This is a genomic window from Pseudomonas sp. IT-P74, from assembly GCF_949768175.1.
In the GTDB taxonomy this organism is placed as follows: domain Bacteria; phylum Pseudomonadota; class Gammaproteobacteria; order Pseudomonadales; family Pseudomonadaceae; genus Aquipseudomonas.
In genome coordinates this window covers 264,547-289,450 of the sequence record NZ_CATKQD010000066.1, presented here as the reverse complement: position 1 = coordinate 289,450, position 24,904 = coordinate 264,547, and the positions used below count along the sequence as shown (strand labels likewise).

28 protein-coding genes and 1 tRNA gene are annotated in these 24,904 nt (G+C 58.1%); 7 read left to right on the top strand and 22 right to left on the bottom strand.

All coding sequences use genetic code 11. The features are described from left to right. Window positions 1-228 precede the first annotated feature (228 nt). Window positions 229-441: a cold-shock protein gene (locus ACM6J5_RS23715; RefSeq protein WP_007977299.1), complete on the top strand. Its 213-nt coding sequence runs from the start codon at window positions 229-231 to the stop codon at window positions 439-441. A 95-nt stretch (window positions 442-536) separates the two neighbouring features. After that, window positions 537-1,025, top strand: coding sequence for an RDD family protein (locus ACM6J5_RS23710; RefSeq protein ID WP_095942771.1), 489 nt, complete (start codon window positions 537-539; stop codon window positions 1,023-1,025). Window positions 1,026-1,161: 136 nt separating this feature from the next. Here ACM6J5_RS23710 and nadA read toward each other — a convergent pair whose 3' ends face one another. From nadA to ACM6J5_RS23620, 18 genes are all read right to left on the bottom strand, one after another. Continuing rightward, window positions 1,162-2,220 carry a quinolinate synthase NadA gene (nadA, locus tag ACM6J5_RS23705; protein ID WP_095942772.1) on the bottom strand — a complete coding sequence of 353 codons (1,059 nt, stop codon included), beginning with the start codon at window positions 2,218-2,220 and terminating at the stop codon, window positions 1,162-1,164. Between the two features lie 270 nt (window positions 2,221-2,490). Further along, a tRNA-Lys gene (locus ACM6J5_RS23700) sits at window positions 2,491-2,566 on the bottom strand. A 63-nt stretch (window positions 2,567-2,629) separates the two neighbouring features. After that, window positions 2,630-3,322: a 7-cyano-7-deazaguanine synthase QueC gene (queC, locus tag ACM6J5_RS23695; protein WP_414929439.1), complete on the bottom strand. Its 693-nt coding sequence runs from the start codon at window positions 3,320-3,322 to the stop codon at window positions 2,630-2,632. 1 nt (window position 3,323) lies between these two features. Beyond that, window positions 3,324-3,971 (bottom strand): 7-carboxy-7-deazaguanine synthase QueE, encoded by a 648-nt coding sequence (queE, locus tag ACM6J5_RS23690; RefSeq protein ID WP_150754451.1) that lies wholly within the window; start codon window positions 3,969-3,971, stop codon window positions 3,324-3,326. A 166-nt stretch (window positions 3,972-4,137) separates the two neighbouring features. Further along, window positions 4,138-4,977 (bottom strand): tol-pal system protein YbgF, encoded by an 840-nt coding sequence (gene ybgF / locus ACM6J5_RS23685; RefSeq protein WP_414929438.1) that lies wholly within the window; start codon window positions 4,975-4,977, stop codon window positions 4,138-4,140. Between the two features lie 6 nt (window positions 4,978-4,983). Then, on the bottom strand, window positions 4,984-5,481 hold the full coding sequence (gene pal, locus ACM6J5_RS23680; RefSeq protein WP_003178634.1) for a peptidoglycan-associated lipoprotein Pal: 498 nt from the start codon (window positions 5,479-5,481) through the stop codon (window positions 4,984-4,986). Between the two features lie 52 nt (window positions 5,482-5,533). Continuing rightward, window positions 5,534-6,814, bottom strand: a complete 1,281-nt coding sequence (gene tolB / locus ACM6J5_RS23675; protein ID WP_167362903.1) for a Tol-Pal system beta propeller repeat protein TolB — start codon at window positions 6,812-6,814, stop codon at window positions 5,534-5,536. Between the two features lie 17 nt (window positions 6,815-6,831). Then, window positions 6,832-7,911, bottom strand: a complete 1,080-nt coding sequence (gene tolA / locus ACM6J5_RS23670) for a cell envelope integrity protein TolA (protein ID WP_095942775.1) — start codon at window positions 7,909-7,911, stop codon at window positions 6,832-6,834. Further along, on the bottom strand, window positions 7,911-8,363 hold the full coding sequence (gene tolR, locus ACM6J5_RS23665; protein WP_160389304.1) for a protein TolR: 453 nt from the start codon (window positions 8,361-8,363) through the stop codon (window positions 7,911-7,913). Before tolR ends, tolA begins: the two co-directional genes overlap by 1 nt. A gap of 23 nt (window positions 8,364-8,386) precedes the next feature. Continuing rightward, a complete protein-coding gene (gene tolQ / locus ACM6J5_RS23660) occupies window positions 8,387-9,082 on the bottom strand; it encodes a protein TolQ (RefSeq protein WP_007897030.1) in 696 nt (231 codons plus the stop codon). Beyond that, a complete protein-coding gene (gene ybgC / locus ACM6J5_RS23655) occupies window positions 9,072-9,539 on the bottom strand; it encodes a tol-pal system-associated acyl-CoA thioesterase (RefSeq protein ID WP_008052449.1) in 468 nt (155 codons plus the stop codon). The genes tolQ and ybgC overlap by 11 nt, the downstream gene beginning before the upstream one ends. Window positions 9,540-9,666: 127 nt before the next feature. Continuing rightward, window positions 9,667-10,728 (bottom strand): Holliday junction branch migration DNA helicase RuvB, encoded by a 1,062-nt coding sequence (gene ruvB / locus ACM6J5_RS23650; protein ID WP_008015800.1) that lies wholly within the window; start codon window positions 10,726-10,728, stop codon window positions 9,667-9,669. Next, window positions 10,729-11,337 carry a Holliday junction branch migration protein RuvA gene (ruvA, locus tag ACM6J5_RS23645; RefSeq protein ID WP_095942777.1) on the bottom strand — a complete coding sequence of 203 codons (609 nt, stop codon included), beginning with the start codon at window positions 11,335-11,337 and terminating at the stop codon, window positions 10,729-10,731. It lies immediately after the preceding gene. Between the two features lie 113 nt (window positions 11,338-11,450). Continuing rightward, window positions 11,451-11,975 carry a crossover junction endodeoxyribonuclease RuvC gene (gene ruvC, locus ACM6J5_RS23640; RefSeq protein ID WP_008015799.1) on the bottom strand — a complete coding sequence of 175 codons (525 nt, stop codon included), beginning with the start codon at window positions 11,973-11,975 and terminating at the stop codon, window positions 11,451-11,453. A 157-nt stretch (window positions 11,976-12,132) separates the two neighbouring features. Next, window positions 12,133-12,879: a YebC/PmpR family DNA-binding transcriptional regulator gene (locus ACM6J5_RS23635; RefSeq protein WP_056726044.1), complete on the bottom strand. Its 747-nt coding sequence runs from the start codon at window positions 12,877-12,879 to the stop codon at window positions 12,133-12,135. A 128-nt stretch (window positions 12,880-13,007) separates the two neighbouring features. Beyond that, complete coding sequence (gene aspS / locus ACM6J5_RS23630; RefSeq protein WP_007995642.1) at window positions 13,008-14,783, bottom strand: aspartate--tRNA ligase; 1,776 nt, start codon at window positions 14,781-14,783, stop codon at window positions 13,008-13,010. A 119-nt stretch (window positions 14,784-14,902) separates the two neighbouring features. Beyond that, entirely contained in the window at window positions 14,903-15,124 is a 222-nt protein-coding gene (locus tag ACM6J5_RS23625; RefSeq protein ID WP_032829812.1) for an FmdB family zinc ribbon protein, read from the bottom strand. Between the two features lie 124 nt (window positions 15,125-15,248). Beyond that, on the bottom strand, window positions 15,249-15,596 hold the full coding sequence (locus tag ACM6J5_RS23620; RefSeq protein ID WP_095942780.1) for a ribbon-helix-helix domain-containing protein: 348 nt from the start codon (window positions 15,594-15,596) through the stop codon (window positions 15,249-15,251). 413 nt (window positions 15,597-16,009) lie between these two features. Between ACM6J5_RS23620 and ACM6J5_RS23615 the strand changes: the two genes are divergently transcribed. Further along, window positions 16,010-16,612, top strand: a complete 603-nt coding sequence (locus ACM6J5_RS23615; protein WP_095942781.1) for a cold-shock protein — start codon at window positions 16,010-16,012, stop codon at window positions 16,610-16,612. 65 nt (window positions 16,613-16,677) lie between these two features. Here ACM6J5_RS23615 and ACM6J5_RS23610 read toward each other — a convergent pair whose 3' ends face one another. Then, complete coding sequence (locus ACM6J5_RS23610; RefSeq protein ID WP_008052459.1) at window positions 16,678-16,884, bottom strand: SlyX family protein; 207 nt, start codon at window positions 16,882-16,884, stop codon at window positions 16,678-16,680. A gap of 3 nt (window positions 16,885-16,887) precedes the next feature. After that, window positions 16,888-17,313 (bottom strand): HIT family protein, encoded by a 426-nt coding sequence (locus ACM6J5_RS23605; protein ID WP_095942782.1) that lies wholly within the window; start codon window positions 17,311-17,313, stop codon window positions 16,888-16,890. 910 nt (window positions 17,314-18,223) lie between these two features. Between ACM6J5_RS23605 and ACM6J5_RS23600 the strand changes: the two genes are divergently transcribed. Beyond that, on the top strand, window positions 18,224-19,552 hold the full coding sequence (locus ACM6J5_RS23600) for an OprD family porin (RefSeq protein WP_414929437.1): 1,329 nt from the start codon (window positions 18,224-18,226) through the stop codon (window positions 19,550-19,552). A gap of 132 nt (window positions 19,553-19,684) precedes the next feature. On the opposite strand, the gene ACM6J5_RS23595 is transcribed toward ACM6J5_RS23600, so the two are convergent. Both ACM6J5_RS23595 and ACM6J5_RS23590 read right to left on the bottom strand, forming a co-directional pair. Then, window positions 19,685-20,527, bottom strand: a complete 843-nt coding sequence (locus tag ACM6J5_RS23595; protein WP_414929436.1) for a mechanosensitive ion channel family protein — start codon at window positions 20,525-20,527, stop codon at window positions 19,685-19,687. Window positions 20,528-20,663: 136 nt separating this feature from the next. Further along, window positions 20,664-21,149, bottom strand: a complete 486-nt coding sequence (locus ACM6J5_RS23590; RefSeq protein ID WP_053155306.1) for a YajQ family cyclic di-GMP-binding protein — start codon at window positions 21,147-21,149, stop codon at window positions 20,664-20,666. 135 nt (window positions 21,150-21,284) lie between these two features. Here ACM6J5_RS23590 and ACM6J5_RS23585 point away from each other — a divergent pair, with 135 nt between their 5' ends. From ACM6J5_RS23585 to ACM6J5_RS23575, 3 genes are read left to right on the top strand one after another with little or no spacing between them, the layout of a single operon-like run. After that, window positions 21,285-22,202 (top strand): putative 2-dehydropantoate 2-reductase, encoded by a 918-nt coding sequence (locus ACM6J5_RS23585; protein ID WP_150673657.1) that lies wholly within the window; start codon window positions 21,285-21,287, stop codon window positions 22,200-22,202. A gap of 45 nt (window positions 22,203-22,247) precedes the next feature. Continuing rightward, on the top strand, window positions 22,248-24,284 hold the full coding sequence (locus ACM6J5_RS23580) for an ATP-binding protein (protein WP_414929435.1): 2,037 nt from the start codon (window positions 22,248-22,250) through the stop codon (window positions 24,282-24,284). A gap of 2 nt (window positions 24,285-24,286) precedes the next feature. Further along, window positions 24,287-24,868: a cob(I)yrinic acid a,c-diamide adenosyltransferase gene (locus ACM6J5_RS23575; RefSeq protein WP_414929434.1), complete on the top strand. Its 582-nt coding sequence runs from the start codon at window positions 24,287-24,289 to the stop codon at window positions 24,866-24,868. Window positions 24,869-24,904: the final 36 nt, after the last annotated feature.

The window sequence follows — 24,904 nt, the reverse complement described above, 5'->3', positions numbered from 1 at the left end:
ATCAACCTGAGGAAATACGGGGCCTTCACGGGGCTTGTTTTTTCTCCCGTAGTTGGCGTAGAGTTTGTTCACTGTGTTTGCATGGGTCGCTTGGAATCGTGACCTGGGCAGTAGCCTACAAGTTAGCTACATCCCGTTCGACGTCTTCTTACTCTCCTGCAACCAGCCCCAGTACTCTTTCATGAGAAGGAGACTGTCATTAATTTTTTGCGTCAAAGGAAATAAGAAATGTCCCAACGTCAGAGCGGTACCGTCAAGTGGTTTAACGACGAGAAAGGTTTTGGTTTTATCACTCCTGAAAGCGGTCCGGATCTGTTCGTGCATTTCCGCGCCATCCAGGGCAACGGCTTCAAGAGCCTGAAAGAAGGCCAGAAAGTGACTTTCATCGCCGTGCAGGGCCAGAAAGGCATGCAGGCTGACGAAGTACAAGCAGAAGCCTGATCTTCTGTAACGAAAAAGCCCCTGATGCTGACATCAGGGGCTTTTTTGTGCGCGTAAATCCGTAAAATGGCTTCTTTTTTCGCCGAGAGCCTGCCATGTCGAAACACCTGCTTACCCCCCAGGGCAACTTTCCTGCCGCTGGCCTGGGTCGTCGTCTGGCAGCCATGTTCTATGATTTCCTGCTGTGCACCGCTCTGCTGATCGTCACCAGCGGCGTCTACAAGATGATCCAGATGGCGATCATCGGCGAAGAAAGGATGCGCACCCTGACCGAAGCGGGCGCGCTGGACGGCGACCCCCTGCTTTCCACCGTCTTGCTGTTCGTATTGTTCGGCTTCTTCGCCAAATTCTGGACCTGGTCCGGTCAGACGCTGGGCATGCAGGTCTGGTGCATCCGTGTGCAGAATGCCGATGGCTCGTCCATCAGCCTGTGGCAGGCGCTGCTGCGCTTTGTGGTGTCGATTGCTTCGCTGCTCTGCGTTGGCCTCGGATTCTTCTGGTCGCTGTTCGACAAACAGAAACGCAGCTGGCATGACATCTACTCCAATACCGAGCTGGTGCGGATTCCGAAGAAGACCAAATAATTCTCCGACGCAAAAACCATTGTAGGAGCGAGCCTGCTCGCGATGGCGGTCTGTCAGTCAACATTGATATGACTGACAGACCGCCATCGCGAGCAGGGCTCACTCCTACAGTATTATGCGGCGATCCTGACAGACTTCAGGCGTTCCCGGCCAACTTCATCCGCGCAGCCTGGGTGAAATCAAGCATGCGCTTGAGCGGGCGAATCGCCTGCGGGATCAGTGCCGGGTCGACAAAGATCTCGTTCGACCCTTCCTTCAACGCCTTGAGCGTGCGCTCAAGGGTGTTCATGGCCATCCACGGGCAATGCGCACAACTGCGGCATGCCGCGCCGTTACCCGCCGTCGGGGCTTCGATAAAGACCTTGTCCGGGCACAGCTGCTGCATCTTGTAGAAGATGCCACGGTCGGTCGCGACGATCAGCGTCTTGTTCGGCAGGCTCTGGGCCGCCGCGATCAACTGACTGGTCGAACCCACGGCGTCCGCCAATTCAATCACCGAGGTCGGCGACTCCGGGTGCACCAGAATCGCCGCATCCGGGTACAGCGCCTTCATGTCTTCAAGCTGCTTGGACTTGAACTCTTCGTGAACGATGCAGGCACCGTCCCACAGCAGCATGTCGGCACCGGTCTGGCGCTGGATGTAGGTCCCCAGGTGCTTGTCCGGGCCCCAGATAATGGTCTCGCCATTGTCCATCAGGCTTTCGACGATCTCCAGCGCACAGCTTGAAGTCACCACCCAATCCGCTCGGGCCTTTACCGCAGCCGACGTGTTGGCGTACACCACCACCGTGCGCTCCGGGTGTTGATCGCAGAACGCGGAAAACTCGTCCACCGGGCAACCCAGGTCGAGCGAACAGGTCGCTTCGAGCGTCGGCATCAGCACGCGTTTTTCCGGATTGAGGATCTTGGCGGTCTCACCCATGAACTTCACGCCAGCGACGACCACGGTCTTGGCCGGATGGGCGTTGCCGAAACGAGCCATTTCCAGCGAGTCGGAAACACAGCCCCCCGTCTCTTCGGCCAGCGCCTGAATGACAGGGTCACAATAGAAGTGGGCCACCAGCACCGCGTCCTGAGCCTTGAGCTCGGCAGCGATGGCAGCACGGTAATAAGCCTCTTCATCGGCGGTCAGCGGCTTGGGCTGTTTGGCGTCGAGGTGGGCTTGAACCAGAAGGCGTTCGGAAATTTGCGTCATGTTCGCAAGACCTGCAAGCGCATTCGCGCGAAAGTCGAGTATACACCCGGCTCCGGACCCATCGGGGTACCGCCGGGAAAGTGAGTATTGATCAGGCACGGACAGCGTTGAAGCTGCGCAAGGCTACAGAATATCCGACGGATGCAAAAGGTGATTCTGACCTGCGTCATGCGCAGCAGCGCGCTGCGAAGCGGGCTTGAATCGCGGGCAAAAAAAAACCCGGAAATCCTCACTTGCGTGGGCCTTCCGGATTTTCTAAACCGCCAAAAATGGTGGGTCGTGTGGGATTCGAACCTACGACCAATTGGTTAAAAGCCAACTGCTCTACCAACTGAGCTAACGACCCGCTGTGTGGTGGCGCGTATAATACTGATTTTTAAGGACTATTCAACACCTATTTTGAAATAAATCAAAAATAAGGGGTTGGATCGCTGATTCCGGCCGCCGCAAAGCCTTCTGCACGCAGTCGGCAGCTGTCGCACTTGCCGCACGCACGGCCTTCATCGTCGGCCTGATAGCAGGAAACGGTCAGTCCATAGTTCACGCCAAGCTTCACGCCTTCCTGGACGATCTGCGCCTTGCTGAAGTTTTGCAGCGGCGCCTGGATGCGGAAGCCATTGCCTTCCACGCCGGCTTTGGTTGCCAGGTTGGCCATGCGCTCGAACGACTCGATGAACTCGGGACGGCAGTCCGGGTAACCGGAGTAGTCCACCGCGTTGACGCCGATAAAGATGTCCCGTGCGCCGAGCACTTCTGCCCAGCCCAGGGCCAGGGACAGGAACACCGTGTTACGCGCAGGCACGTACGTCACCGGAATGCCTTCACCGAGCTCCTCTGGAATATCGATACTGCTGTCGGTCAGGGCCGAGCCGCCCATGCCGTTCAGGTTCAGGCCGATCACCTTGTGCTCGACCACACCCTGGTCCCGCGCCACACGCTCGGCGGCGTACAGCTCGGCGTGAGAGCGCTGACCGTAGTCAAAGCTCATGGTGTAGCAGCTGTAGCCTTCGGCGCGCGCCATGGCCACGACGGTCGCCGAGTCCAGGCCACCGGAAAGCAGGATGACCGCTCGTTTTTCAGCCGTATTGAGTTGTTCAGTCATTTCAGCGCCCCGGCTCGTCATTCCATAGATATTTATGCAGCTGCAATTGCAAACGCACTGGCAGGTTGTCCGCCACCACCCAGTCCGCCAGATCCCGGGCATTGAGATCATGGTGACTTGGCGAGAACAGGACTTCACCGGCACGCAGGTTAAGACCGTACTGGATCAGCTTGGATACGGACCAGTCATAGTCCTCCCGCGAGCAGATGACAAACTTCACCTGATCGTTGGGCGTGAGCAGCTCGATGTTTTCGTAGCGATTGCGGTGCGCTTCCTTCGAACCCGGGGTTTTCAGGTCGACAACGCGACTGACCCGGGAATCTACTGCCGAGATATCGATGGAGCCACTGGTTTCCAGCGACACTTCGTAACCGGCGTCACACAAGCGCTTGAGCAAGGGAATGGCGTTGGGCTGTGCCAGGGGCTCGCCGCCCGTGACGCAGACGTATCGCGGGCGAAAACCGGCAACTTGCTCGAGGATGTCGTCGAGCGTGCGAATGGTTCCGCCGGTGAACGCGTAGGCGCTGTCGCAGTATTGGCAACGCAGAGGGCAACCGGTCAGGCGCACAAAAACAGTGGGCAGGCCGGCAGTCCGCGTTTCACCCTGCAACGAGTAGAAAACTTCGGTGATTCTCAATGTGTCTTGCATAGTCGCCACGGGCGTAACAGCTAAACAGGCTGTCCGCCTCCGTCAGGCACTTGAAGGAACCCCGGCAAAGCGCAGGCCCCTAAAAGCGTGTTTCATAAAAAGGGCGTGAATTCTAACGAAAAAACCCGCGACAAGCGCGGGTTTCTTTGAAACGGGTCAAGCAGGCTTACATTTTTTGCAGATCACGCTGGGCCAACTGAGCGGCGGAAGTGCCCGGATATTGGGACACCACCTGCTGCAGAATGCCTTTGACCCGGTCGGTATGACCCAGGCGACGCTCTACATCAGCGAGCTTGTACAGCGAGTCCGGCACTTTGGCGTGCTTGGGATACAGCTGCGAAACCTTGGCAAACGCCTGACCTGCGCCTTGCAGATCGCCTTTGGCCAGATTCACTTCGCCCAACCAGTATTGGGCGTTGCCCGCGTACTGGCTGTTCGGGTATTTGCGCAGGAAAGCGGCAAAAGCCTGGCTGGCCTTGTCGAAATCCTTGGCCTTGATCAGGTCGAAGGCAGCATCGTAATAGAGCTTTTCCTTCGCCGGATCCGCCGGTTCGCCACCCGCGGCAGGTGCTTGAGCGGCGGCTGCGCCAGCTGCCGCACCTGCGGCTGCACCAGCGGAATTCGAATCACCGCCGGTGGAAGAATTTTCAGGAGTCGCGGCTGGTGCAACGCCGGTTCCTATGCGCCGATCAAGATCCTGGTATCGCTCCAGGTTTTCCTGTTTCATGCGCGCTACATCATTTTGCAGAACTTCAATCGCACCTTGCTGGCGCTCGATCTGTTGCTGCATTGATTGCAGTTGGTTGAACAGCTCGCCCTGTGCCGAGACAGGGGCCGAAACCCCTCCCCCGGCATAGGCGCCGTTCGTACCGTAACCTGCAGGCGGATAACTGCTCCCGCTATTGTTATAGCCGGAGTCGTTATCGACCACAGGAACCGCAGCCCACACCGCAAGCGGCGCGAGACTGAGAGCCAGAACAGTTACAGCACGACGGCACGTTCGCATGACGAATTACTTACGCAGTTCGACGCGACGGTTTTGAGCCCAGGACTGCTCGTCGTTGCCGGTAGCAACTGGACGCTCTTCGCCGTAGGAAACCAGTTCCAGCTGAGCTGGGGAAACACCTTGCAGTACCAGGTAGCGCTGAACGGCTTTCGCACGACGCTCGCCCAGTGCCATGTTGTACTCACGAGTACCACGTTCGTCGGTGTTGCCTTCCAGAACAACGCGAGCGCCGTTTGCTTTCAGGTCTTTGGCGTGAACGTCCAGAGCGCGCATGGCTTCTGGCTTCAGGTCCGAGCTGTCGTATTCGAAGTAGAAAGTAGTGATAGCGCGCAGAGCAGCTTCTTCGCTCAGGGAGCCGTCAACTGCACCAGTGTTTGCGCCGTAACCAGCGTTTGGATCTACCGCGCCTTCACCGGCATTGTCGCCGCCTTTGGACGAGCAACCTACAGCTACAGCCATGGCCAGTGCCAGCGCAGCAAATTTACCAAACTTCAGCATTTCCATCGTGAAACTCCTAATGAACCCCAGTGTGTTAAGTACAACGTATAGCGCCGCGTCAGTTCAGGTAAGGGGACCAGGAAGGTTCTCTGACTTCGCCTTGTGCGGTAGGAAGCGGGAGCCTTACGCGTCCATTGATGGACACGAGCATCAAGACTCCCCGGCCCTGCTGGCGGGTGGCGTAGATTACCATGGTGCCGTTGGGCGCGACAGTAGGCGACTCGTCCAGAGTGCTATCAGTGAGGATTTTTACACTACCGCGCTGCAAATCCTGGGCCGCCACCTTGAAATTGGTGAAGCCATCCTGACGGTGAATCATGACAAGCGTCTTTTCATCAGCCGACAGTTTAGGGTTGGCGTTGTAGTTACCGACGAAAGTCACGCGTTCGGCACCGCCACCACCGGCACTGGTCTTGTAGATCTGCGGCTTGCCGCCACGGTCGGACGTGAAGTAGATGGTCGAGCCATCCTTGCCCCAGAACGGTTCGGTGTTGATGCCAGGGCCGTTGGTGACGCGGCTGATCTGACGCGAACCCAGGTTCATCACATAGATGTCCGGGTTGCCGTCTTTCGACAGCACGAACGCCAGGCGATTGCCATCCGGCGACCAGGCTGGCGCACCGTTCAGGCCTTCGAAGTTGGTGATCTGCTCACGGCGACCGGTGTCGATGTTCTGCATGAAGATGCGTGGACGCTTCTGCTCGAAAGAGACATAAGCGATGCGCTTGCCATCCGGTGCGAAACGCGGCGACAGGATCGGCTCGCGCGACTGCAGCAGGGTCACGGCGCGAGCACCGTCGTAGTCCGAACGTTGCAGGGTGTAGCGAGTGTTGTTCTCGGAGAAACGCTCGGCCGTTACGTACAGCAGGCGAGTCGAGAAAGCACCCTTGATACCCGTGAGCTTTTCGAACGACTGGTCGGAGATATAGTGCGCCATGTCGCGTAACTGATCGACGCCGCCGGACACGCTGCCGGTCAGCACTTGCTGTTCGGTGGCCACGTTGAACAGTGCGTATTGCACCTGCAGGCGACCGCCCGCCGGAACGATGCTGCCGACCATGACGTACTGGGCACCCAGCGCCTTGAAGTCACGGAAGATGATTTCGCTGGCCTGGCTCGGCTGGCTGATCATGTTCTGCTTTGGAAGCGGCGAGTAGTAACCCGAGTTACGCAGGTCGTTACCGATGATTTCCGCCATGTCGTCCGGCAGCACGCTACCGCCCTGGAAGCCGAACGGTACGACGGCGATCGGGGTCGCCCGATCGCTGCCGCTTGTAACCAGAATGTTTTTCTCATCTGCCATCGCCATCCCTGCCATGCAGCAGATAACGACCAGCATTCCTCGAAGAAGGTTTCTCACAAAGCTAGATCCTCAGGTGTGAATGTCATCTTGAATGAACGATACGGAGCGAAATCACTCGGCTTCATTCCCTGCATTTCTGTCAAACGTCCAATATTCTTCACCGCTGCAACAGCCGACGCGTCAAACGGACCGTCGCCACTGGACTTGGACACGCTGACCGAAGTCACCGTCCCGTCCGGCAACATGCCGATTTGCAACACGACCGTCATGCCTTTGCGGGCCGAAGGCGGACGAGCCCAGCCTTCCGCTGCACGCGCACGAATCAGATCATCGAAACTGCCGGCGACTTCATCGCCCTGCTCATCGGCCAAGGCCTGCTGACGCTGCGGCGTGTCGGAAAGCAAATCGGCCAAGGCCTGGGCCTTTTTGTCTTCGGCGGATTTACGCGCCGCTTCCTGCGATTTTTTCTTCGCAGCATCGGCAGCCGCTTTCTTCTTCGCGTCTTCAGCGACTTTCTTCTTCGCCTCTTCAGCTTCAGATTTCTTCTTGGCGTCTTCCGCGGCTTTCTTCTTGGCGTCTTCGACGATCTTTTTCTTCGCTTCTTCGGCGGCCGCTTTCTTGGCCTCTTCTTCAGCCGCTTTCTTGGCTTCTTCTTCGGCCTTCTTCTTGGCTATATCAGCCAATTGTTTCTCTTCGACCTTTTTGGCTTCGGCGGTCTTCTTCGCTTCATCGGCTTTCTTGGCTTCATCAGCCTTTTTTGCCTCTTCCGCTTTCTTCGTCTCGTCGGCCTTCTTGGATTCTTCGGCTTTTTGAGCCGCATCTTCCTTCTTTTGTTCCGCGGCCTTGATCGCTTCCTGCTCGATCTTTTTCTGTTCCATCTGTTCGACTTCGGTCTGGCGCGCAGCGGATTTCTGCGCTTCACCGGCAATCTTCTGATTGGTCTGGGTGGTGGCCCGACTTTTCGACTTCAGTTGGTACAGGGTCGCCTGGACAATCGGCTTGGCCGGCGGCAGTTCCGGGGTAAAGGCAAAGCTGACGAACAGCATGCCGAACACCAGCACGTGCAAGCCAATCGCCCAGACACTAGGCCAGAAGTAGCTTTCCGAGGCGGACGGCTCTCGCTGTTGCTGCATCAGGGCGCCTCGGTAATCAAGCCAACATTACCGACCCCGGCTTTCTGCAACCCGCCCATGGCCCCCATGACGGAGCCGTAATCGACGGTTTTGTCGCCGCGAATGAAGACCTGGGTACGCTTGCCGCCTTCGTTGCCGACGCGAATGATCTTGGTCACCGCGTCAGTCATCTGCGGCAGGGTCATGGCCCGATCCTGCTGCTTTTCGGTGTCGACTTCGCTACCAAGATTCCAGTAGTAGGTCTTGTCGGATTTGATGGAAATGGTCAGGACCTGGGTGTTGTTGTCCTGCGGCAAGGCTTCGCTGGAAACCTTGGGCAGATCAACTTTCACGCCCTGATTGAGCATCGGCGCGGTCACCATGAAGATGACCAGCAGCACCAACATCACGTCGATGTAAGGCACCACGTTCATCTCGGCGACCGGCTTGCGCTTTTTGCGAGCTCGAGCGATTAAAGCCATTGGAAATTACCTGCTTATTCTTCGCTGGTGTGCACTTTACGGTGCAGGATCGCCTGGAACTCGTCGGCGAAGGTGTAGTAGCGGCCCAGCAGGGTTTCGCTGCGAGCAGCAAAACGGTTGTAAGCGATAACGGCTGGAATGGCAGCGAACAGACCGATCGCGGTGGCAATCAGTGCTTCGGCGATACCTGGCGCCACAGTGGCCAGCGTCGCTTGCTGGGCGGTGGCCAGGCCACGGAAGGAGTTCATGATCCCCCAGACGGTACCGAACAGACCGATGTACGGGCTCACGGAACCAACGGTGGCCAGGAAAGGCAGGCTCTGCTCGAGCTTTTCTTCTTCGCGGGAAATGGCGACGCGCATGGCACGGGCCACGCCTTCCATGACCGCTTCCGGATCAACGCCCGACTGCTGACGCAGACGGGAGAATTCCTTGAAACCGGCACGGAAGATTTGCTCGACGCCCGAATCAGGGTCCGGATTGCTGCCGGCCTGACGGTACAGTTTGGACAGGTCGATACCCGACCAGAAGCGCTCTTCAAAGCTCTCCAGGGCGCGTCGACCGGCACGCAGCAGGTTGCTGCGCTGAAAAATCATGATCCACGAGGTCACCGATGCGGCTACCAGGATCAGCATTACCAGTTGCACCACGATACTGGCATTGCTGACCAGGCTCCACATGGAGGAATGGTCGACGACGTTAGCTTCCACGCTTTATCTCCTGCTTTGAGTGTGTACCCGCGCCGCTCACGTCGGCAAAGGCCGCCCGTAGAGCTTCGGGAATGGCCCGGGGTTTCAAACTTTCAGTGCGCACACAGGCCACCAGAAACTGCCCTTCGCAGAGCAGCACATTATCCGTTGCCCGCCTGACCTGCTGCTTGAAGCGCAGGCTGGCACGGTTCAATTCGATTACCTCGGCGCTTACCAGCAGTTCGTCGTCCAGTCGCGCCGGCGCGTGGTAGCGCGCTTCGCTGGAATGCACGACGAACAACAGGTCCTCACCGGCAAGCGTGGATTGGGCAAAGCCCAGATCTCGTAGCCGCTCGGTTCGAGCCCGCTCCATAAACTTGAGGTAATTAACGTAATACACGATGCCCCCCGCATCGGTGTCCTCGTAATAAACGCGACAGCGATGTGCGAAAGGCTCAAGCCCGTTTTGCGCGCGCATACTCTAGTGCTTACTCCTCAGGTTGCCAATCCGGCATGGCAACTGTTTTTCATTGTTCTGCGGCTTTCACGTGAAAGTACGGTCCTGGGACCCTACATTGCCCGAAAAAATCAGCACGCAATGTTAATTAATCGTCAGCGGCATCGAGAAACTCGTCTACCACGGGCATTTCGCCCAATCGTGACGGAATGTTTAAACCAAAATGCAGGTAGGCATGCCGCGTCACCACCCGCCCCCGAGGCGTGCGCATGATGTAACCCTGCTGGATCAGGTATGGCTCGAGCACGTCTTCGATGGTGTGACGCTCTTCGCTGATGGCGGCGGCCAGGCTGTCGACCCCGACCGGCCCGCCATCGAATTTCTCGATCATGGTCAGCAACAGACGTCGGTCCTGGTGATCGAAGCCACGCTCGTCGACGTCCAGCAGGTTCAGCGCCAGGTCGGCAATCGGCTTGGTGATGTGGCCCTTGGCGCGAACTTCAGCGAAGTCGCGCACCCGGCGCAGCAAACGGTTGGCGATCCGTGGGGTGCCACGGGCACGTCGGGCGATTTCGAAAGCACCTTCCGGGTCCAGCGGCAAACCAAGGATGCTTGCCGAGCGACTGACAATTGTCGACAGATCGGCGTTGTTGTAGAACTCCAGGCGCTGGACGATGCCGAAACGGTCACGCAACGGGTTGGTAAGCATCCCCGCACGCGTCGTTGCCCCGACCAGGGTGAACGGCGGCAGATCCAGCTTGATCGAACGCGCGGCCGGGCCTTCACCGATCATGATGTCGAGCTGAAAATCCTCCATGGCCGGGTACAGCACTTCTTCAACGATGGGCGACAGGCGATGGATTTCGTCGATAAACAGCACATCGTGGGGCTCAAGGTTGGTCAACAGCGCCGCCAGGTCACCGGGGCGCTCCAGCACCGGCCCCGAGGTGCTCTTGATCGACACGCCCATTTCCTGGGCGATGATGTTGGCGAGCGTGGTCTTGCCCAGGCCGGGCGGCCCGAAGATCAGCGTGTGATCCAGGGATTCGTTACGACCGCGCGCAGCCTGAATGAACAACTCCATCTGCTCGCGAACGGTCGGCTGGCCAATGTATTCGGCCAGGCTGACAGGGCGAATGGCGCGGTCCTGGACTTCTTCGCGCTCACGCGGACTGTGCGTGGCAGCGATCAGACGATCAGCTTCAATCACTTAGATCATTCCCTTCAAGGCGCGGCGGATCATGTCTTCACTGCTCAAATCTTTCTCCTTGATCGCAGACACCGCCTTGCTCGCTTCCTGGGGCTTGTAGCCCAGGGAAATCAAGGCGCTGACGGCATCAGTCTCGGCAGTGTTCACCGGAGCCGGTCCATCCGGCTGGTTCGGCACCAGGGCGAACATGGCCGGTACGGTTTCCCAGGCCTTGAAGCGATCCTTGAGTTCCACCAGCAAGCGTTCGGCGGTCTTCTTGCCGACGCCCGGGACCTTGGTCAGCGCCGAAGTGTCCTGGGACTGTACGCAGCGAACCAGCTCGTCGACTTCCAGGCTCGACATCAAGGCCAAGGCCAGTTTCGGCCCGACGCCATTGAGGCGGATCAATTCGCGAAAAAAATCGCGCTCACGCCTGCCGATAAAACCATAGAGTAACTGTGCGTCTTCGCGCACGACCAAATGGGTATGCAAGGTTAGCGGCTCACCGACCGACGGCAAGCGATAAAGGGTCGTCATGGGCACTTCAAGCTCATAGCCCAGGCCATTTACATCCAGAATCAGATGGGGAGGCTGCTTCTCAGCCAGGGTGCCGCGCAAACGTCCAATCACGTTACAAATCCTTGAGCGTTGGCCAGCTCTTGGCCAGCGACTGATAGAGCGAGCAATACCGCCGACGACACAGGCGGAACGCACTCACTCCATGAAAATGATTGCTGATGCTATCAGAGACGCAGGCGCCCGCCACGACTGCGTGCAGCTCCCAGCCCATGGGGCAGCAGGCTGGAGCGAGTGTGAGCATGGCAAATGGCAATGGCCAGGGCGTCCGAGGCATCGATCTGCGGTTTACTGGTGAGCTTGAGCATGTGCATGACCATCATTTGCACCTGCTCCTTGTTGGCCGCACCGGTGCCGACGACCGCCTGCTTGACCTGGGTTGCGGTGTATTCGGCTATTTCCAGGCTTTCCTCGGCACCCGCGACGATCGCTGCGCCACGGGCCTGCCCCAGTTTCAGGGCGGAATCGGCGTTACGGGCCATGAAAACCTTTTCGATCCCCATGGTCACCGGATGGTAAGTCTGAATGATCTCCCGTACCCCGCGATAGACAATCTGCAGTCGCTCATGCAGCTCGCCGGCACCGGTGCGGATACAACCGGAGGCGACGTACTCACAGCCACGGCCGGTATCACGAACCACACCGTAACCGGTGATACGCGAACCGGGGTCGATACCAAGAATTAAAGTCATAACGCCTGCGACTCATTAAAAGCACGAAATTCAATACAACGAAAAACAAATGTGGGAGCGAGCCTGCTCGCGATAGCGATTTCACATCCAGCAACGATGCTGCCTGAAAATCCGCAATCGCGAGCAGGCTCGCTCCCACAATGTATCCTGGTCGCCCTTAACCGAGCTGTGCAGCCACCGACTCCGGGATTTCCGCATTGGAATAGACGTTCTGCACGTCATCCAGGTCTTCAAGCATGTCGATCAGCTTGAGGACTTTCTCGGCGCCTTCCAGATCGAGCTCGGCGCTGGTGGTCGGCAACATGACGATTTCCGCGTCGTCACCCTTGAAACCCGCCGCTTCCAGTGCGTTACGCACCGAATAGAACCCGGCAAACGAGGTGAACACGTCGATCGAACCGTCTTCGTTGGTCACCACGTCATCGGCGTCGGCTTCCATGGCGGCTTCCATCAGCGCATCTTCGTCAACGCCGGCAGCGAAGGAGATCTGCCCCTTGCGTTCGAACAGATAGGCCACCGAACCGTCAGTCCCCAGGTTGCCGCCGCATTTGCTGAACGCGTGACGAACAGCGGCTGCGGTGCGATTACGGTTGTCGGTCATGCATTCGACCATCACCGCCACGCCGCCCGGGCCGTACCCTTCGTAGGTCAGCTCGACCATGTCATCGGTGTCGGCTGCGCCGGCACCACGGGCAACCGCGCGATCGATGATGTCGCGGCTCATGTTTGCACCAAGGGCCTTGTCCAGCGCCAGGCGCAGACGCGGGTTGGAGCCCGGATCACCACCGCCCTGACGGGCAGCGACGGTCAACTCGCGGATCCACTTGGTGAAAATCTTGCCCTTCTTGGCATCCTGACGTTCTTTGCGGTGCTTGATGTTCGCCCACTTGGAATGACCTGCCATAACTCGCTCCGAATTCTCTTTGAAACATTGCCCGCTGCGCTGTATTGCGCCGGCCGGCAAACAAAAATCTTGAACTGCTCTATCTATAAAGAAAGGGCGCATCCACAGATGCGCCCTTCAGGTCAGCCTTACTCGGCCTTAGGCGTTTCGCGCAGACGAATGTGCAGCTCGCGCAATGCCTTGGCATCCACCTGGCCCGGTGCCTGAGTCATGACATCTGCCGCGCTCTGGGTTTTCGGGAAGGCGATCACTTCACGGATCGACTGGGCGCCGGTCATCAGCATCACCAGGCGGTCCAGACCGAAGGCCAGGCCACCGTGCGGCGGCGCGCCGTATTTCAGGGCGTCGAGCAGGAAGCCGAATTTCTCTTCCTGTTCCGCTTCGTTGATGCCCAACAGACGGAACACCGACTGCTGCATCTCTTTACGGTGGATACGGATCGAACCGCCACCCAGTTCGGTGCCGTTCAACACCATGTCGTAGGCACGGGACAGAGCGCCAGCCGGGTTGGCTTCCAGCTCTTGCGGGGTGCACTTCGGTGCGGTGAACGGGTGGTGCAAGGCGGTGAAGCTGCCGTCGTCGTTTTCTTCGAACATCGGGAAGTCGACGACCCACATTGGTGCCCACTTGCAGGTCAGCAGATCCAGGTCGTGGCCGAGCTTGATCCGCAGCGCGCCCAGGGCTTCGCTGACGATCTTCGCCTTGTCGGCACCGAAGAACACGATATCGCCGTCGACCGCACCCACGCGATCGAGGATCACGTTGAGGTTGTCTTCAGGGATGTTCTTCACGATTGGCGACTGCAGGCCTTCAACACCCTTGGCGCGCTCGTTGACCTTGATGTACGCCAGGCCCTTGGCACCGTAGATGCCGACGAACTTGGTGTAGTCGTCGATCTGCTTGCGCGGCATGCTCGCCCCGCCAGGTACGCGCAAGGCGGCGATACGGCATTTCGGGTCGTTGGCCGGACCGCTGAACACCTTGAAGTCGACTTCCTTGAGCTGATCGGCCACGTCCACCAGCTCCAGCGGGTTACGCAGGTCTGGCTTGTCGGAACCGTAGCGGCGCATGGCTTCTTCGAAGGTCATGTGCGGGAACTCACCGAATTCCAGGCCCAGCACTTCCTTGAACAGGTTGCGGATCATTTGCTCGGTCAGGCCCATGATCTCTTTTTCATCGAGGAAGCTGGTCTCGATGTCGATCTGGGTGAATTCCGGCTGACGGTCGGCCCGCAGGTCTTCGTCACGGAAGCACTTGGCGATCTGGTAGTAACGGTCGAAGCCAGCCACCATCAGCAGTTGCTTGAACAGCTGCGGCGATTGCGGCAAGGCGAAGAACGATCCGGCATGAGTACGGCTCGGCACCAGGTAGTCGCGTGCGCCTTCCGGGGTGGCACGGGTCAGGATCGGCGTCTCGACATCGAGGAAGCCGTTCTCGTCCAGGAAGCGACGGATGCTGGTGGTCATGCGCGAACGCAGACGCAGCTTCTCGGCCATTTCCGGGCGACGCAGGTCGAGGAAGCGATAGCGCAGGCGGGTTTCTTCGCCGACGTCGGAGAACTCGTTCAACGGGAACGGCGGAGTTTCCGATTCGTTCAGCACTTCCAGCTCGTAGCCCAGGACTTCGATCATGCCCGACGCCATGTTGGCGTTGGTCGCACCGGCCGGACGCAGGCGAACCTTGCCGGTGATCTTCACGACGTACTCGCTGCGCACGCGGTCGGCAGCGGCGAAGGTTTCAGCGCGGTCCGGATCGAACACGACCTGGGCCAGACCATCACGATCACGGATATCGAGGAAAATCACCCCACCGTGGTCACGGCGACGGTGGACCCATCCGCAAAGGGTAATTTCCTGGCCGTCCAGGCTTTCGTTCAGTTGGCCGCAATAATGGCTGCGCATCATGGTCGTGGTTTCACTTCTCGTAATTCGAAATTCGGTTGGAGATCCTACAGCAGCCCCGCCTTTAAAAAGTCGCCGGGTGATGCAAGAGCTCGCGTGTCGTTCAACTCAGGTTCCAGACCTTAGTCAGCTTTGTCGCCGCCGGCCAGGTTCTTCTTGGAACCGGTCTTGAAATCGGTTTCGTACCAACCCGTGCCGCTGAGGCGGAAGCCCGGCATGGACAGCAACTTCTTAAGCTCTGGTGCCTGACAGGCAGGGCAGTCGACCAGCGGTGCATCGCTGATCTTTTGAATGGCTTCCAACTGATGACCACAGGAAGCACATTGATAATCGTACATCGGCATGGAGGTTGTCTCGGCGATCAGATTGCTACCGCTTACGCAGGGTTTTGCGGCAAAGAGCGGGATTATATCCATTAAATGCGGCCTGTGCAGCCGTAAGACTGCACAGGCCGACACTCTGCTGTTTTCACCGCCCCGACCAGGCCGTGGCAATGCAACCCCCGTCCTTGAGACTGTGCACGACGCAGACAACCCGAACCAATCCACTGAAGTTCCTTACCCCGCCATGGCGCAAGTGAACTTCGCGATCCACATGAGACAACAGGTTATTGATCGAGCAACCATTGACCCGGGCCATCTCCGCCAAAATGTCCCAATAAACCTGCTCAAGCCGCAAACAGGTGGCGAAGCCATTCAATCGCACGGAGCGGGACAAGGGCTGGGCCAGCCCCATATCGAACTCGCGAACAAACGGATCAACCCTTACATCCTTGCGCGAACCGTATCGCCGCTCTTCCTGCCTTTCATAAACCATAACGCTGACACTCCTTTGCCATCCTGGTTTCTTTAAGCGCAACTGTCTGTCGCCTTATAAAAACGCAGATACAAAGGTATTTTCCAGCCGACTTTATGACCCTCGACGTAGGATAAGCCAACAACTTTTGGCAGACCCTGGAGAACGTCCTACTCCGGACATTTTCCCACGCAGCGAAGCGATATCCCCTTCAGAACCTGCGGCAATTCGCCCCGAAAAGAGCCGCCGGACGCCCTGATTTGAGTAGCCTGCGGCTTTGCTGTTAAATAGACAGCGTGTCGCCAATGCCTATTTTTCCGGGCATGGCGCATAGGCTGATACCGGGTACGTGTCCAACGCCTCTTTATTATCTTGAAGCGAACCGTGCGCCATCAGCTCTTCCTTGTGAGCTGTCTTAACGTGAGTTAATCAAAATGTTGAAAATCGTCCATCTGTTGATAGGCGCAGCGGCCTTGCTGCTGTCCTTCATCCCTAGCCTGCAATCCGAAGCCTTGCCTTACCTGCAACAACCCGACGCACTGTACCTGGCCTTTTTCGGCCTGCTCAACCTTACGCTTGCACCAGTCATCCCTTACTGGAACAAAGGCCCGCGTCACCAACTGCAAAACCTGGTCAGCGCCCTGCTGGTTCTGAGCGTCGTCCTGCAAACCCTGACGCTGATCGCACCGATGCCCGTCATCGCCGGTCAACCCGCCGTACTGTTCAGCCTGGTCGCAGCCCTGGTTGCCGTTGCCCTGCACCTGGGCATCAGCTTCTACAAGTCGTCACCAGCCGCCGCCTCGCCAAGCTACGACATGAGCAACCGCGATACCGGCACCGTCAAGTGGTTCAACACATCCAAAGGCTTTGGCTTCATCTCCCGCGACTCCGGCGACGACATCTTCGTCCACTTCCGGGCCATTCGCGGTGAAGGCCATCGTGTCCTGGTCGAAGGCCAGCGCGTGGAGTTCTCCGTCATGAATCGTGACAAGGGCCTGCAAGCCGAAGATGTGATCGCCGCACTGCCGCGCCGCTGATTCAAGGCCAAAAAAAAACCGCGCACAGCCCAGCTGTCCGCGGTTTTTTCATGCCTGTGATTTGCCTAATAGTGCGGCGGCGGCGCTTCTTCTTCGAATGACTCGAACTGCCCGACCATTTCCTCCTGCCGCTTGAGCAGCGCGGCCATTTGCAGCTGCAGGCGCTCGACCACCCGTTGCTGCGCCACCAGCACATCGTTCAATGCCTGAATGGTGTCATCCTGAAACGCCAGACGGCTTTCCAGCTCGGTAACGCGTTCTTCCAGGCTCATGGTTCAGCCCTCCAGAAACGTAAAGTCATCGGTCAAAATCAAGCGCAAACGTTCGCGAATCGCGGCGATCTGCTCCGAACCGTAGGGTTTTGCCGGATGTTTACCCCAAACCGGCGCTGGCCAGGCGGCATCTTCGCGCTTGCGCACAATCACATGCATGTGCAACTGACTGACGACATTGCCCAGCGCCGCCACATTCAACTTGTCCGCATCGAACGCATCCTTGAGCACTTGCGACAGCGCAGTGGTTTCCTGCCAAAGCTGTTGCTGCTCTGCGACATCCAACTGAAATATCTCGCTGATAGCCTCGCGACGAGGTACCAGGATGAACCAGGGATAGTTCGAATCGTTGGACAGCAGCAACCGGCAGAGCGGAAAGTCCCCGATCAGTAACGTGTCTTGTTGAAGTCGTGGATCTAAAGCGAACACTGCGCGCACTCCCGCCGGGTCATCATTTTTCAGCTTAGCGCTCTATCCAGAAGGACAGCGCACCAAGCGACCGGACGGCAGCATACCTGCGAACGGCGCAGGCTTCACGGCGAACCTTGCATCGAGGCCACGAGCGTCAGCAAAAAACTGACAGACGCCCCCGGATGGGACAATTTTCACTACCGCGCACCATTGCAGAACCGGATAGCAGCGAAAAAACGCCGAAATGACTGATCAACAAGGAAAAGTTCGCTTCAGGCAAGCGGCCGACAGAGATGAATTCAGTACAGGGCAAAAAATTTTTGCACCAAAACCGCACAGTGGGTCTACGCTGAACGCTTCGACATCCGCCATTTACTCAATTGTGGGGTGAACCGGTAACATTTCTGGTTGCCAGACTGTCGATCAGAAGGGCGCAACATGATGTCAGGCAAGGCGTCAAGCCCAAACCAAAAGCGCTTGAGCCCCCCGGTTTTATGAGGTATTTACAGCATCTGGCAGTCAATTGGAAAAAAAGCGTAACAAAACACGAGTTTGTGCACGCTTGTTGCATTGATACCCAGTATCGCCCGAGTGGCACCCGCTGGAAGCGGAGGCCCTCAGGTAAAAAAAATAGTGGCAAGGTAGCCCGATGGAGATTCAAACGTTTCACCAGGACTCTTTTTACCGACGACAAGGCGCAGAAAACAGCATTAAAGTTGTCCGCCCTGTTGCGTCGGAGCTGGAAATTTGCGACATCTACCATGCTGTTTGCGACAGGGTCGTAAAGAAGGCGAAAGGTTAGATGCGCAAGTATCGCCAACATTGTCGGCGTGATATAAGTTTGCGCCGACACAAAAAGAAAGAGCCGCCCAGATAATAAAACAGGTGGGACGGCAGTACTCTTCTAAAACCAAAGGAGCAAATCACGATGCGCGTGATGAAGTGGAGCATGATCGCACTGGCAGTTGCAGCAGCAGCCAGTACCCAATTGGCTACGGCCGCCCCTTTCGTAAGTGACCAGGCTGAAGCCAAAGGTATTGTTGAAGACAGCACGCTGAACTTGCTGGTTCGCAACTACTACTTCAACCGTGATAACAAAGATGGCGCCAACGACCAGAAAGACTGGACCCAAGGCATCTGGGGCAATTTCAGCTCCGGTTACACCCAAGGCCTGATCGGTGTTGGTGTTGATGCATTCGGCTACCTGGCAATCAAACTGGACGGCGGTGATGGCACCGGCGGCACCGGCAACATGAGCCGCGACGCTGATGGCGAAGTCAACGACAGCCAGGGCAAAGCAGGCGGCGCAGTTAAGTTCCGCGTATCCAAAACCGAGCTGAAAGTCGGCGACATGCAGCCAAGCACTGCCCCAGTGTTTGCAGTTGGCGGCTCCCGTATCCTTCCTCAAACTGCCAGCGGCATCCAGCTGCAGAGCAGCGAAGTCAAAGACCTTGACCTCGAAGCCGGTCACTTCTACTCGGCGACCAGCCAGGACCGCAACGCCCGTGACGGCGGCCTGTTTGCAACCTACGCTGGCGTAGAAGCCAACAGCATCGACTACTTCGGTGGTAAATACGGCATCACCGACAACCTGTCGGCATCGCTGTATGGCGCCAAGCTGGAAGACATCTGGAACCAGTACTACGCCAACCTGAACTACACCATCCCGCTGGGTGGCGATGAGTCGCTGAACCTGGACGGTAACATCTACAACACCAAAGATACCGGTGACGCCAAAGCGGGCGATATCAGCAACACCGCTTACTCCCTGGCAGCCGCTTTCTCGTTCATGAAAGCACACACCATCACCCTGGCCTTCCAGAAGGTTAACGGTGACACTCCGTTCGACTACATCGGCGTGGGCAAAAACAACCGCGGCGGCGACTCGATCTTCCTCGCCAACTCCATCCAGTACTCTGACTTCAACGCCCCTGGCGAGAAGTCTGCCCAGGTTCGTTACGACCTGAAAATGGCTGAGTACGGCGTTCCAGGTCTGAGCTTCATGACCCGTTACGTTAAAGGTTGGGACATCGACGGCACCAAAACTCCAGCAGGCAGCGCTTACGAAGGCCTGTATGGTGCAGACGGCAAGCACAACGAGACCAACTTCGAAGCCAAGTACGTTGTTCAGACTGGCCCGGCAAAAGATCTTTCCTTCCGTATTCGTCAAGCATGGCACTTCGCTAACGCTGACGAAGGTGAAGGCGACGTGAAAGAGTTCCGTTTCATCGTCGACTACCCGCTGTCGGTTTTGTAATCGCATCCAGTTAGTTTGCGGTAACAAAACAAAAGGCCCATCTTCGGATGGGCCTTTTTTGTTGGCTGTTGCCTGACTGCTTCCTTACAGAACATGCCTGACCAAAGAGTCAGACATTGCTCAAAGGCCCCGTCACTGCACCGCAGATTCCTGAACCACTCGAATAACCCGCTGTGGAAATGGAATATCGATGCCGGCCTCTCGCAGACGGTCACGGGACAGTTCGTTGAACATGAACATCACGTCCCAGTAATCGGCAGTCTTTACCCAGACACGAAGCGAAAGCGTGATCGCACTGTCACCCAGGGTGGAAACAACGGCCAGCGGCTCCGGATCTGCCAATACACGCGGATCCTTGGCCAATTCCAGCAAAACTTCACGGGCTTTCTGCAGGTCCGCTTCGTAATCAACACCGACATCAAACACGACTTTGCGGGTCGGCTGACGATTGGTGTTGGTGATGATGCCATTCGACAGATTGCCGTTAGGCACGATGATGGTCTTGTTGTCACCGGTACGCAGCACGGTATGGAAAATCTGGATGCTGTCGACAGTACCGGCGATACCCTGAGCCTCGATCCAGTCACCAATGCGAAACGGACGGAACAGCAAAATCAGCACGCCACCGGCGAAGTTCGCCAGGCTGCCCTGCAAGGCCAGGCCAATGGCCAGGCCTGCCGCACCGATCGCCGCCACAAACGAAGTGGTTTCCACACCGATCATCGAGGCCACGCTGACGACCAGCAGGATCTTGAGGATGATGTTCGCCAGGCTGCTGATGAAGCCTTGCAGCGCCAGGTCGGCATTACGCAATGCAATCAGGCCGCCGAGCTTTTTCGTGACCTTGTTGATCAGCCACCAGCCGATGGCCAGGGTGATGACCGCCAGCAGTACACGGCTGCCGTATTCCATGATCATCGGGATCCAGGTTTGGGATACCTTGACCAGATTGTCTACCTCGGCATTTAAGTCCATCTACACTCTCCTGTTTTCCGGCTACCCGGCATGCGTAAAAAAAGCGGCAGAAAGACCGAACCGCGACGGGCTCAATCGTTTCTGCCGCTGCTTGGCCTCCGACGCTGCAAACGCCAAGAGGTTCCCGATTCGAGACTCAGTCGCGGAAGTTGTTGAACTGCAGCGGCATACCGAATTCCTTGGCCCGCAGCGCTGCAATGGCTTCTTGCAGGTCATCACGCTTTTTGCCGGTGATACGAACCTGCTCGCCCTGAATGGCCGCCTGAACCTTGAGCTTGGCGTCTTTGACATGGGCGACGATTTTCTTCGCCAGCTCCTTGTCGATGCCTTCCTTGAGGACGGCTTCCTGTTTCATCAGCTTGCCCGATGCGAACGCGTCCTTGACTTCAAGGCACTGCACGTCGATTTTGCGCTTGACCAGCGCCAGCTTGAGGATCTCAATCATCGCTTCGAGCTGGAAATCCGCTTCGGCGGTCAGGTTGACGGTCAGGTCTTTTTCCTTGAACTCGAAGCTGCCTTTGCCTTTCAGGTCATAACGACGATCGAGTTCCTTGACGGCGTTCTCGACCGCGTTGGTGACTTCGTGTTTGTCCAGTTCGGATACCACGTCGAACGACGGCATGTAATCTCTCCAAATTTAAAGGCGCACTGATGGAGCACGCCTGGCTTGCGGTTAAAATCCGCGCTGATTATAACGGGTCTTTCCCATCATTCACTGCGAGCTGCCGATGCACGCCTTAAACAGAGCAAAAAGTTGATGTCCACCACCTGGCATGTACTGGGCGCCGGCAGCCTCGGCACCTTATGGGCGACACGTCTGGCACGGGCTGGCGTGCCGGTCAGGCTGATACTGCGGGACACCGCGAGACTGCAGGCCTATGAGGCGGCCGGTGGATTGACCCTGGTGGAGCACGGCGAGGCGCAACACTATGCCGTACCCGCCGAGACAGCCGACAATCCCCAACCGATCCACCGCCTGCTGGTGGCCTGCAAAGCCTACGATACCGAAAGCGCGGTGGCCCAATTGACGCCACGCCTGGCCCCAGGCGCCGAATTGATCCTGCTGCAAAATGGCCTGGGCAGTCAGGACGCGGTGGCCGCACAGGTTCCTCAGGCTCGCTGCATCTATGCCTCGAGTACCGAAGGTGCCTTCCGCGATGGCGATTGGCGCGTGGTGTTTGCCGGGCATGGCTTCACCTGGCTGGGGGATGCCAGCCATCCGGTGGCGCCGATCTGGCTCGACGACCTGAGCGCTGCCGGTATCCCTCACGAGTGGAGCACCGAAATCCTGACCCGGCTGTGGCGCAAACTCGCCCTCAACTGTGCGATCAATCCGCTGACGGTGCTGCACGATTGCCGCAACGGCGGTTTGCAGCAACATCACTGTGAAGTCGCCACCCTGTGCGGTGAACTGGTGGAGTTGCTTGAGCGTTGTGGTCAGCCGGCAGCGGCCGAAAACCTGCAGCAGGAAGTCGAACGGGTGATTCACGCTACCGCAGCCAACTACTCCTCGATGCATCAGGACGTCACGAGCCAGCGTCGCACGGAAATCAGCTACCTGCTCGGTTACGCCTGCAAAGTGGCCGGGCGCCATCAACTGAACCTGCCTCACCTCAATCAACTTGAGGCAAGGTTGATCGCTCGCCTGCAAAGCCTTGGATTGCCCAGCGACTGAGCAGCGGCTACGCTGGCCACTTGTTCCTTGTCTGCGATGAATCCGATGCCATTGCGTCAGCGCCTTGAAAACCTGCCCGTCGGCCAAAAACTGCTGGCCGCCCTGCTGGTACTGATGGTCACCGTCCTGCTGGTTGCCAACCTGACCTTTATCAGCGCCGCCTACTACATCTCCCAGGAAAGCATGGCGCCCCAGGCCCTGCAGACCATCGGCCGGCTGGTATCCAACCCGAGCCTGGCCTCCGAGGCCCTGGCGTCACCGCAAAGCGCCGAGCGCCTGCTGAATGAACTCAACAGCTATTCGCCATTGCGCGCGGCGGCCCTGTATGACGGAAAGGGTGAGCGATTGGCGCAATTGCAGCATGGCGATAACCTGGAGCTGCCGAAGCGCTTCCGGCATATCGAAGACTGGCAGGCCACCGAGTTTCGTACCAACCAAGTCATCCCCCTGCCCCGCACCGGTGCGGCACCAGGGCACCTGCTGCTGGTGGCCTCAAGCGAACTGCCAGTGGCGTTCTACACCGGGACCCTGACGGCGAGCCTGGGGATTCTGATCTTCAGCGTACTGCTGTGGCTGATCATTGCCCGCCAGATCAAGCGCCTGATTACCCGGCCGATCCACCAGCTCGAAGAGTTGTCCCGGCAGGTCACCCGTGAAGAAAACTACGCACTGCGTGCTTCACGCGGAAACCACGATGAAATCGGCAGCCTCGCCGAGGCGTTCAATACCATGCTCTCGCGGATCGAGGCCAGGGAGCAGCAACTCAAGCGGGCCAGGGACGACTCCCAGGCGGCCTACGACCAGGCCCAGGGGCTGGCGGAAGAAACCCGCCATACCAACCGCAAACTGGAGCTCGAAGTCCAGGTGCGCAGCAAGATCGAGAAAAAGCTCACCGGTTTCCAGAACTACCTCAACAGCATCATCGACTCCATGCCATCGGCGCTGATCGCCCTCGACGAACAGCTCTACGTGACGCAATGGAACCAGGAGGCCAGCGCCCTGTCCGGCACGCGCCTTGATGAAGCTCTCAACCAGCCCATCTTCCTCGCCTTCGAACCGCTCAAGCCGTTCTTGCCGCAACTCAAGGAAACGGTCGAGCAGCATACGGTGGCCAAGATCGAACGTGTTACCTGGCTCAAGGACGACGAACCCCGCCACTATGCCCTGACCTTCTATCCGTTGATGGGCGGTGCCGGGCGCGGCGTGGTGATCCGGATCGACGACATTACCCAGCGCCTGTCCCTTGAAGAGATGATGGTGCAGTCGGAAAAAATGCTTTCAGTGGGAGGCCTGGCCGCCGGCATGGCCCACGAGATCAACAACCCGCTGGGCGCGATCCTGCACAACGTGCAAAACATTCGCCGACGCCTGTCGCCCGATCTGCCGAAAAACCTCGAAGTGGCCGAACAGGCCGGCATCGAACTGGCGACGGTCAACCAGTACCTGCAAATCCGCGAAGTGCCACAGTTGCTCGACGGCATCCAGCAGGCCGGTGCCCGGGCGGCGAAAATCGTTACCCACATGCTCAGCTTCAGCCGTCGCAGCACCCGCCAGATGGCCCCGTGCGACCTGCCCGCCCTGATCGACCAGGCGGTAGAGATCGCCGGTAACGATTTCGACCTGGCGATCGGTTTCGACTTCAAGGGCCAGGCCATCATTCGTCAGTTCGATCCTTCGCTGGGACCGGTTCCCGGCACCGCCAACGAACTGGAGCAAGTGCTGCTCAACCTGTTGAAAAACGCCGCGCAAGCCATCCACCAGCGCGAAGACGACAGCGAGCCGGGGCGGATCATTCTGCGCACCAGGCTCAATCCGCCCTGGGCGGAAATCCAGGTCGAGGACAACGGCATCGGCATGAGCGAAAACGTGCGCAAACGGACCTTCGAACCGTTTTTCACCACCAAGGAAATCGGCCAGGGTACCGGGCTTGGCCTGTCGGTGTCGTACTTCATCATCACCAATAACCACAAGGGACAGATGGAAGTGCAATCGACCCTGGGCCAGGGCACCTGCTTCACCTTGCGCCTGCCCTTGGCGAGTACACCGCCTGTCTCGCAACAACTCAACCTGCTATCGAGGTAACCATGGGCTTTCGTTTGTCGAAGATTTACACCCGCACTGGCGACAAAGGCGAGACCGGGCTGGGCGATGGTCGTCGCGTACCCAAGGATCACCCGCGGATCGAGGCCATTGGCGAAGTCGATACGCTGAACAGCCAGGTTGGGGTGCTTCTGGCCGGGTTGGCGGCGCAAACTGCTCAGTTTCCAGGCTTGAACGAAGTGATCGAGGTATTGGCCCCCTGCCAGCATCGGTTATTTGATCTGGGTGGCGAACTGGCGATGCCGGTGTATCAGGCGTTGGATGCAGCGGAAATCGAACGTCTGGAAGCGGCGATCGATGTGTGGAATGAAGAGTTGGGGCCGCTGGAAAACTTCATCTTGCCCGGCGGTTCGACGCTGATTGCCCAGGCCCATGTCTGCCGCAGCCTGGCGCGCAGCGCAGAACGGCGCTGTCAGCAGCTCAATGCGATTGAGCCGTTGGCCGGGGTTGGCCTGGCGTATATCAATCGGTTGTCGGATCTGTTGTTTGTGATAGCGCGGCTGATTGCCAAGCGTCAGGGAATTGCCGAGATTCTTTGGCAGCCGGCTGCGAAACCTGAGGTTTAGTCGGCGGCTGTCAGGCCCTCATCGCGAGCAGGCTCG

Excerpts from the sequence above, each read along its gene's own strand:
- ACM6J5_RS23615 (WP_095942781.1), top strand. The coding sequence starts at position 16,010 with ATGTTGAAAATCGTCCATCTGTTGATAGGCGCAGCGGCCTTGCTGCTG.
- ruvC (WP_008015799.1), bottom strand. The coding sequence starts at position 11,975 with ATGACTTTAATTCTTGGTATCGACCCCGGTTCGCGTATCACCGGTTAC.
- ACM6J5_RS23600 (WP_414929437.1), top strand. The coding sequence starts at position 18,224 with ATGCGCGTGATGAAGTGGAGCATGATCGCACTGGCAGTTGCAGCAGCA.
- ACM6J5_RS23575 (WP_414929434.1), top strand. The coding sequence starts at position 24,287 with ATGGGCTTTCGTTTGTCGAAGATTTACACCCGCACTGGCGACAAAGGC.
- ACM6J5_RS23585 (WP_150673657.1), top strand. The coding sequence starts at position 21,285 with ATGTCCACCACCTGGCATGTACTGGGCGCCGGCAGCCTCGGCACCTTA.
- ACM6J5_RS23635 (WP_056726044.1), bottom strand. The coding sequence starts at position 12,879 with ATGGCAGGTCATTCCAAGTGGGCGAACATCAAGCACCGCAAAGAACGT.
- tolA (WP_095942775.1), bottom strand. The coding sequence starts at position 7,911 with ATGCAGCAACAGCGAGAGCCGTCCGCCTCGGAAAGCTACTTCTGGCCT.
- ACM6J5_RS23715 (WP_007977299.1), top strand. The coding sequence starts at position 229 with ATGTCCCAACGTCAGAGCGGTACCGTCAAGTGGTTTAACGACGAGAAA.
- nadA (WP_095942772.1), bottom strand. The coding sequence starts at position 2,220 with ATGACGCAAATTTCCGAACGCCTTCTGGTTCAAGCCCACCTCGACGCC.
- ACM6J5_RS23625 (WP_032829812.1), bottom strand. The coding sequence starts at position 15,124 with ATGCCGATGTACGATTATCAATGTGCTTCCTGTGGTCATCAGTTGGAA.
- aspS (WP_007995642.1), bottom strand. The coding sequence starts at position 14,783 with ATGATGCGCAGCCATTATTGCGGCCAACTGAACGAAAGCCTGGACGGC.
- ACM6J5_RS23610 (WP_008052459.1), bottom strand. The coding sequence starts at position 16,884 with ATGAGCCTGGAAGAACGCGTTACCGAGCTGGAAAGCCGTCTGGCGTTT.
- tolB (WP_167362903.1), bottom strand. The coding sequence starts at position 6,814 with ATGCTGGTCGTTATCTGCTGCATGGCAGGGATGGCGATGGCAGATGAG.
- ACM6J5_RS23595 (WP_414929436.1), bottom strand. The coding sequence starts at position 20,527 with ATGGACTTAAATGCCGAGGTAGACAATCTGGTCAAGGTATCCCAAACC.
- queE (WP_150754451.1), bottom strand. The coding sequence starts at position 3,971 with ATGCAAGACACATTGAGAATCACCGAAGTTTTCTACTCGTTGCAGGGT.
- ACM6J5_RS23620 (WP_095942780.1), bottom strand. The coding sequence starts at position 15,596 with ATGGTTTATGAAAGGCAGGAAGAGCGGCGATACGGTTCGCGCAAGGAT.
- ybgC (WP_008052449.1), bottom strand. The coding sequence starts at position 9,539 with ATGCGCGCGCAAAACGGGCTTGAGCCTTTCGCACATCGCTGTCGCGTT.
- ACM6J5_RS23590 (WP_053155306.1), bottom strand. The coding sequence starts at position 21,149 with ATGCCGTCGTTCGACGTGGTATCCGAACTGGACAAACACGAAGTCACC.
- ACM6J5_RS23710 (WP_095942771.1), top strand. The coding sequence starts at position 537 with ATGTCGAAACACCTGCTTACCCCCCAGGGCAACTTTCCTGCCGCTGGC.
- ACM6J5_RS23580 (WP_414929435.1), top strand. The coding sequence starts at position 22,248 with ATGCCATTGCGTCAGCGCCTTGAAAACCTGCCCGTCGGCCAAAAACTG.
- ybgF (WP_414929438.1), bottom strand. The coding sequence starts at position 4,977 with ATGCGAACGTGCCGTCGTGCTGTAACTGTTCTGGCTCTCAGTCTCGCG.
- queC (WP_414929439.1), bottom strand. The coding sequence starts at position 3,322 with ATGACTGAACAACTCAATACGGCTGAAAAACGAGCGGTCATCCTGCTT.
- pal (WP_003178634.1), bottom strand. The coding sequence starts at position 5,481 with ATGGAAATGCTGAAGTTTGGTAAATTTGCTGCGCTGGCACTGGCCATG.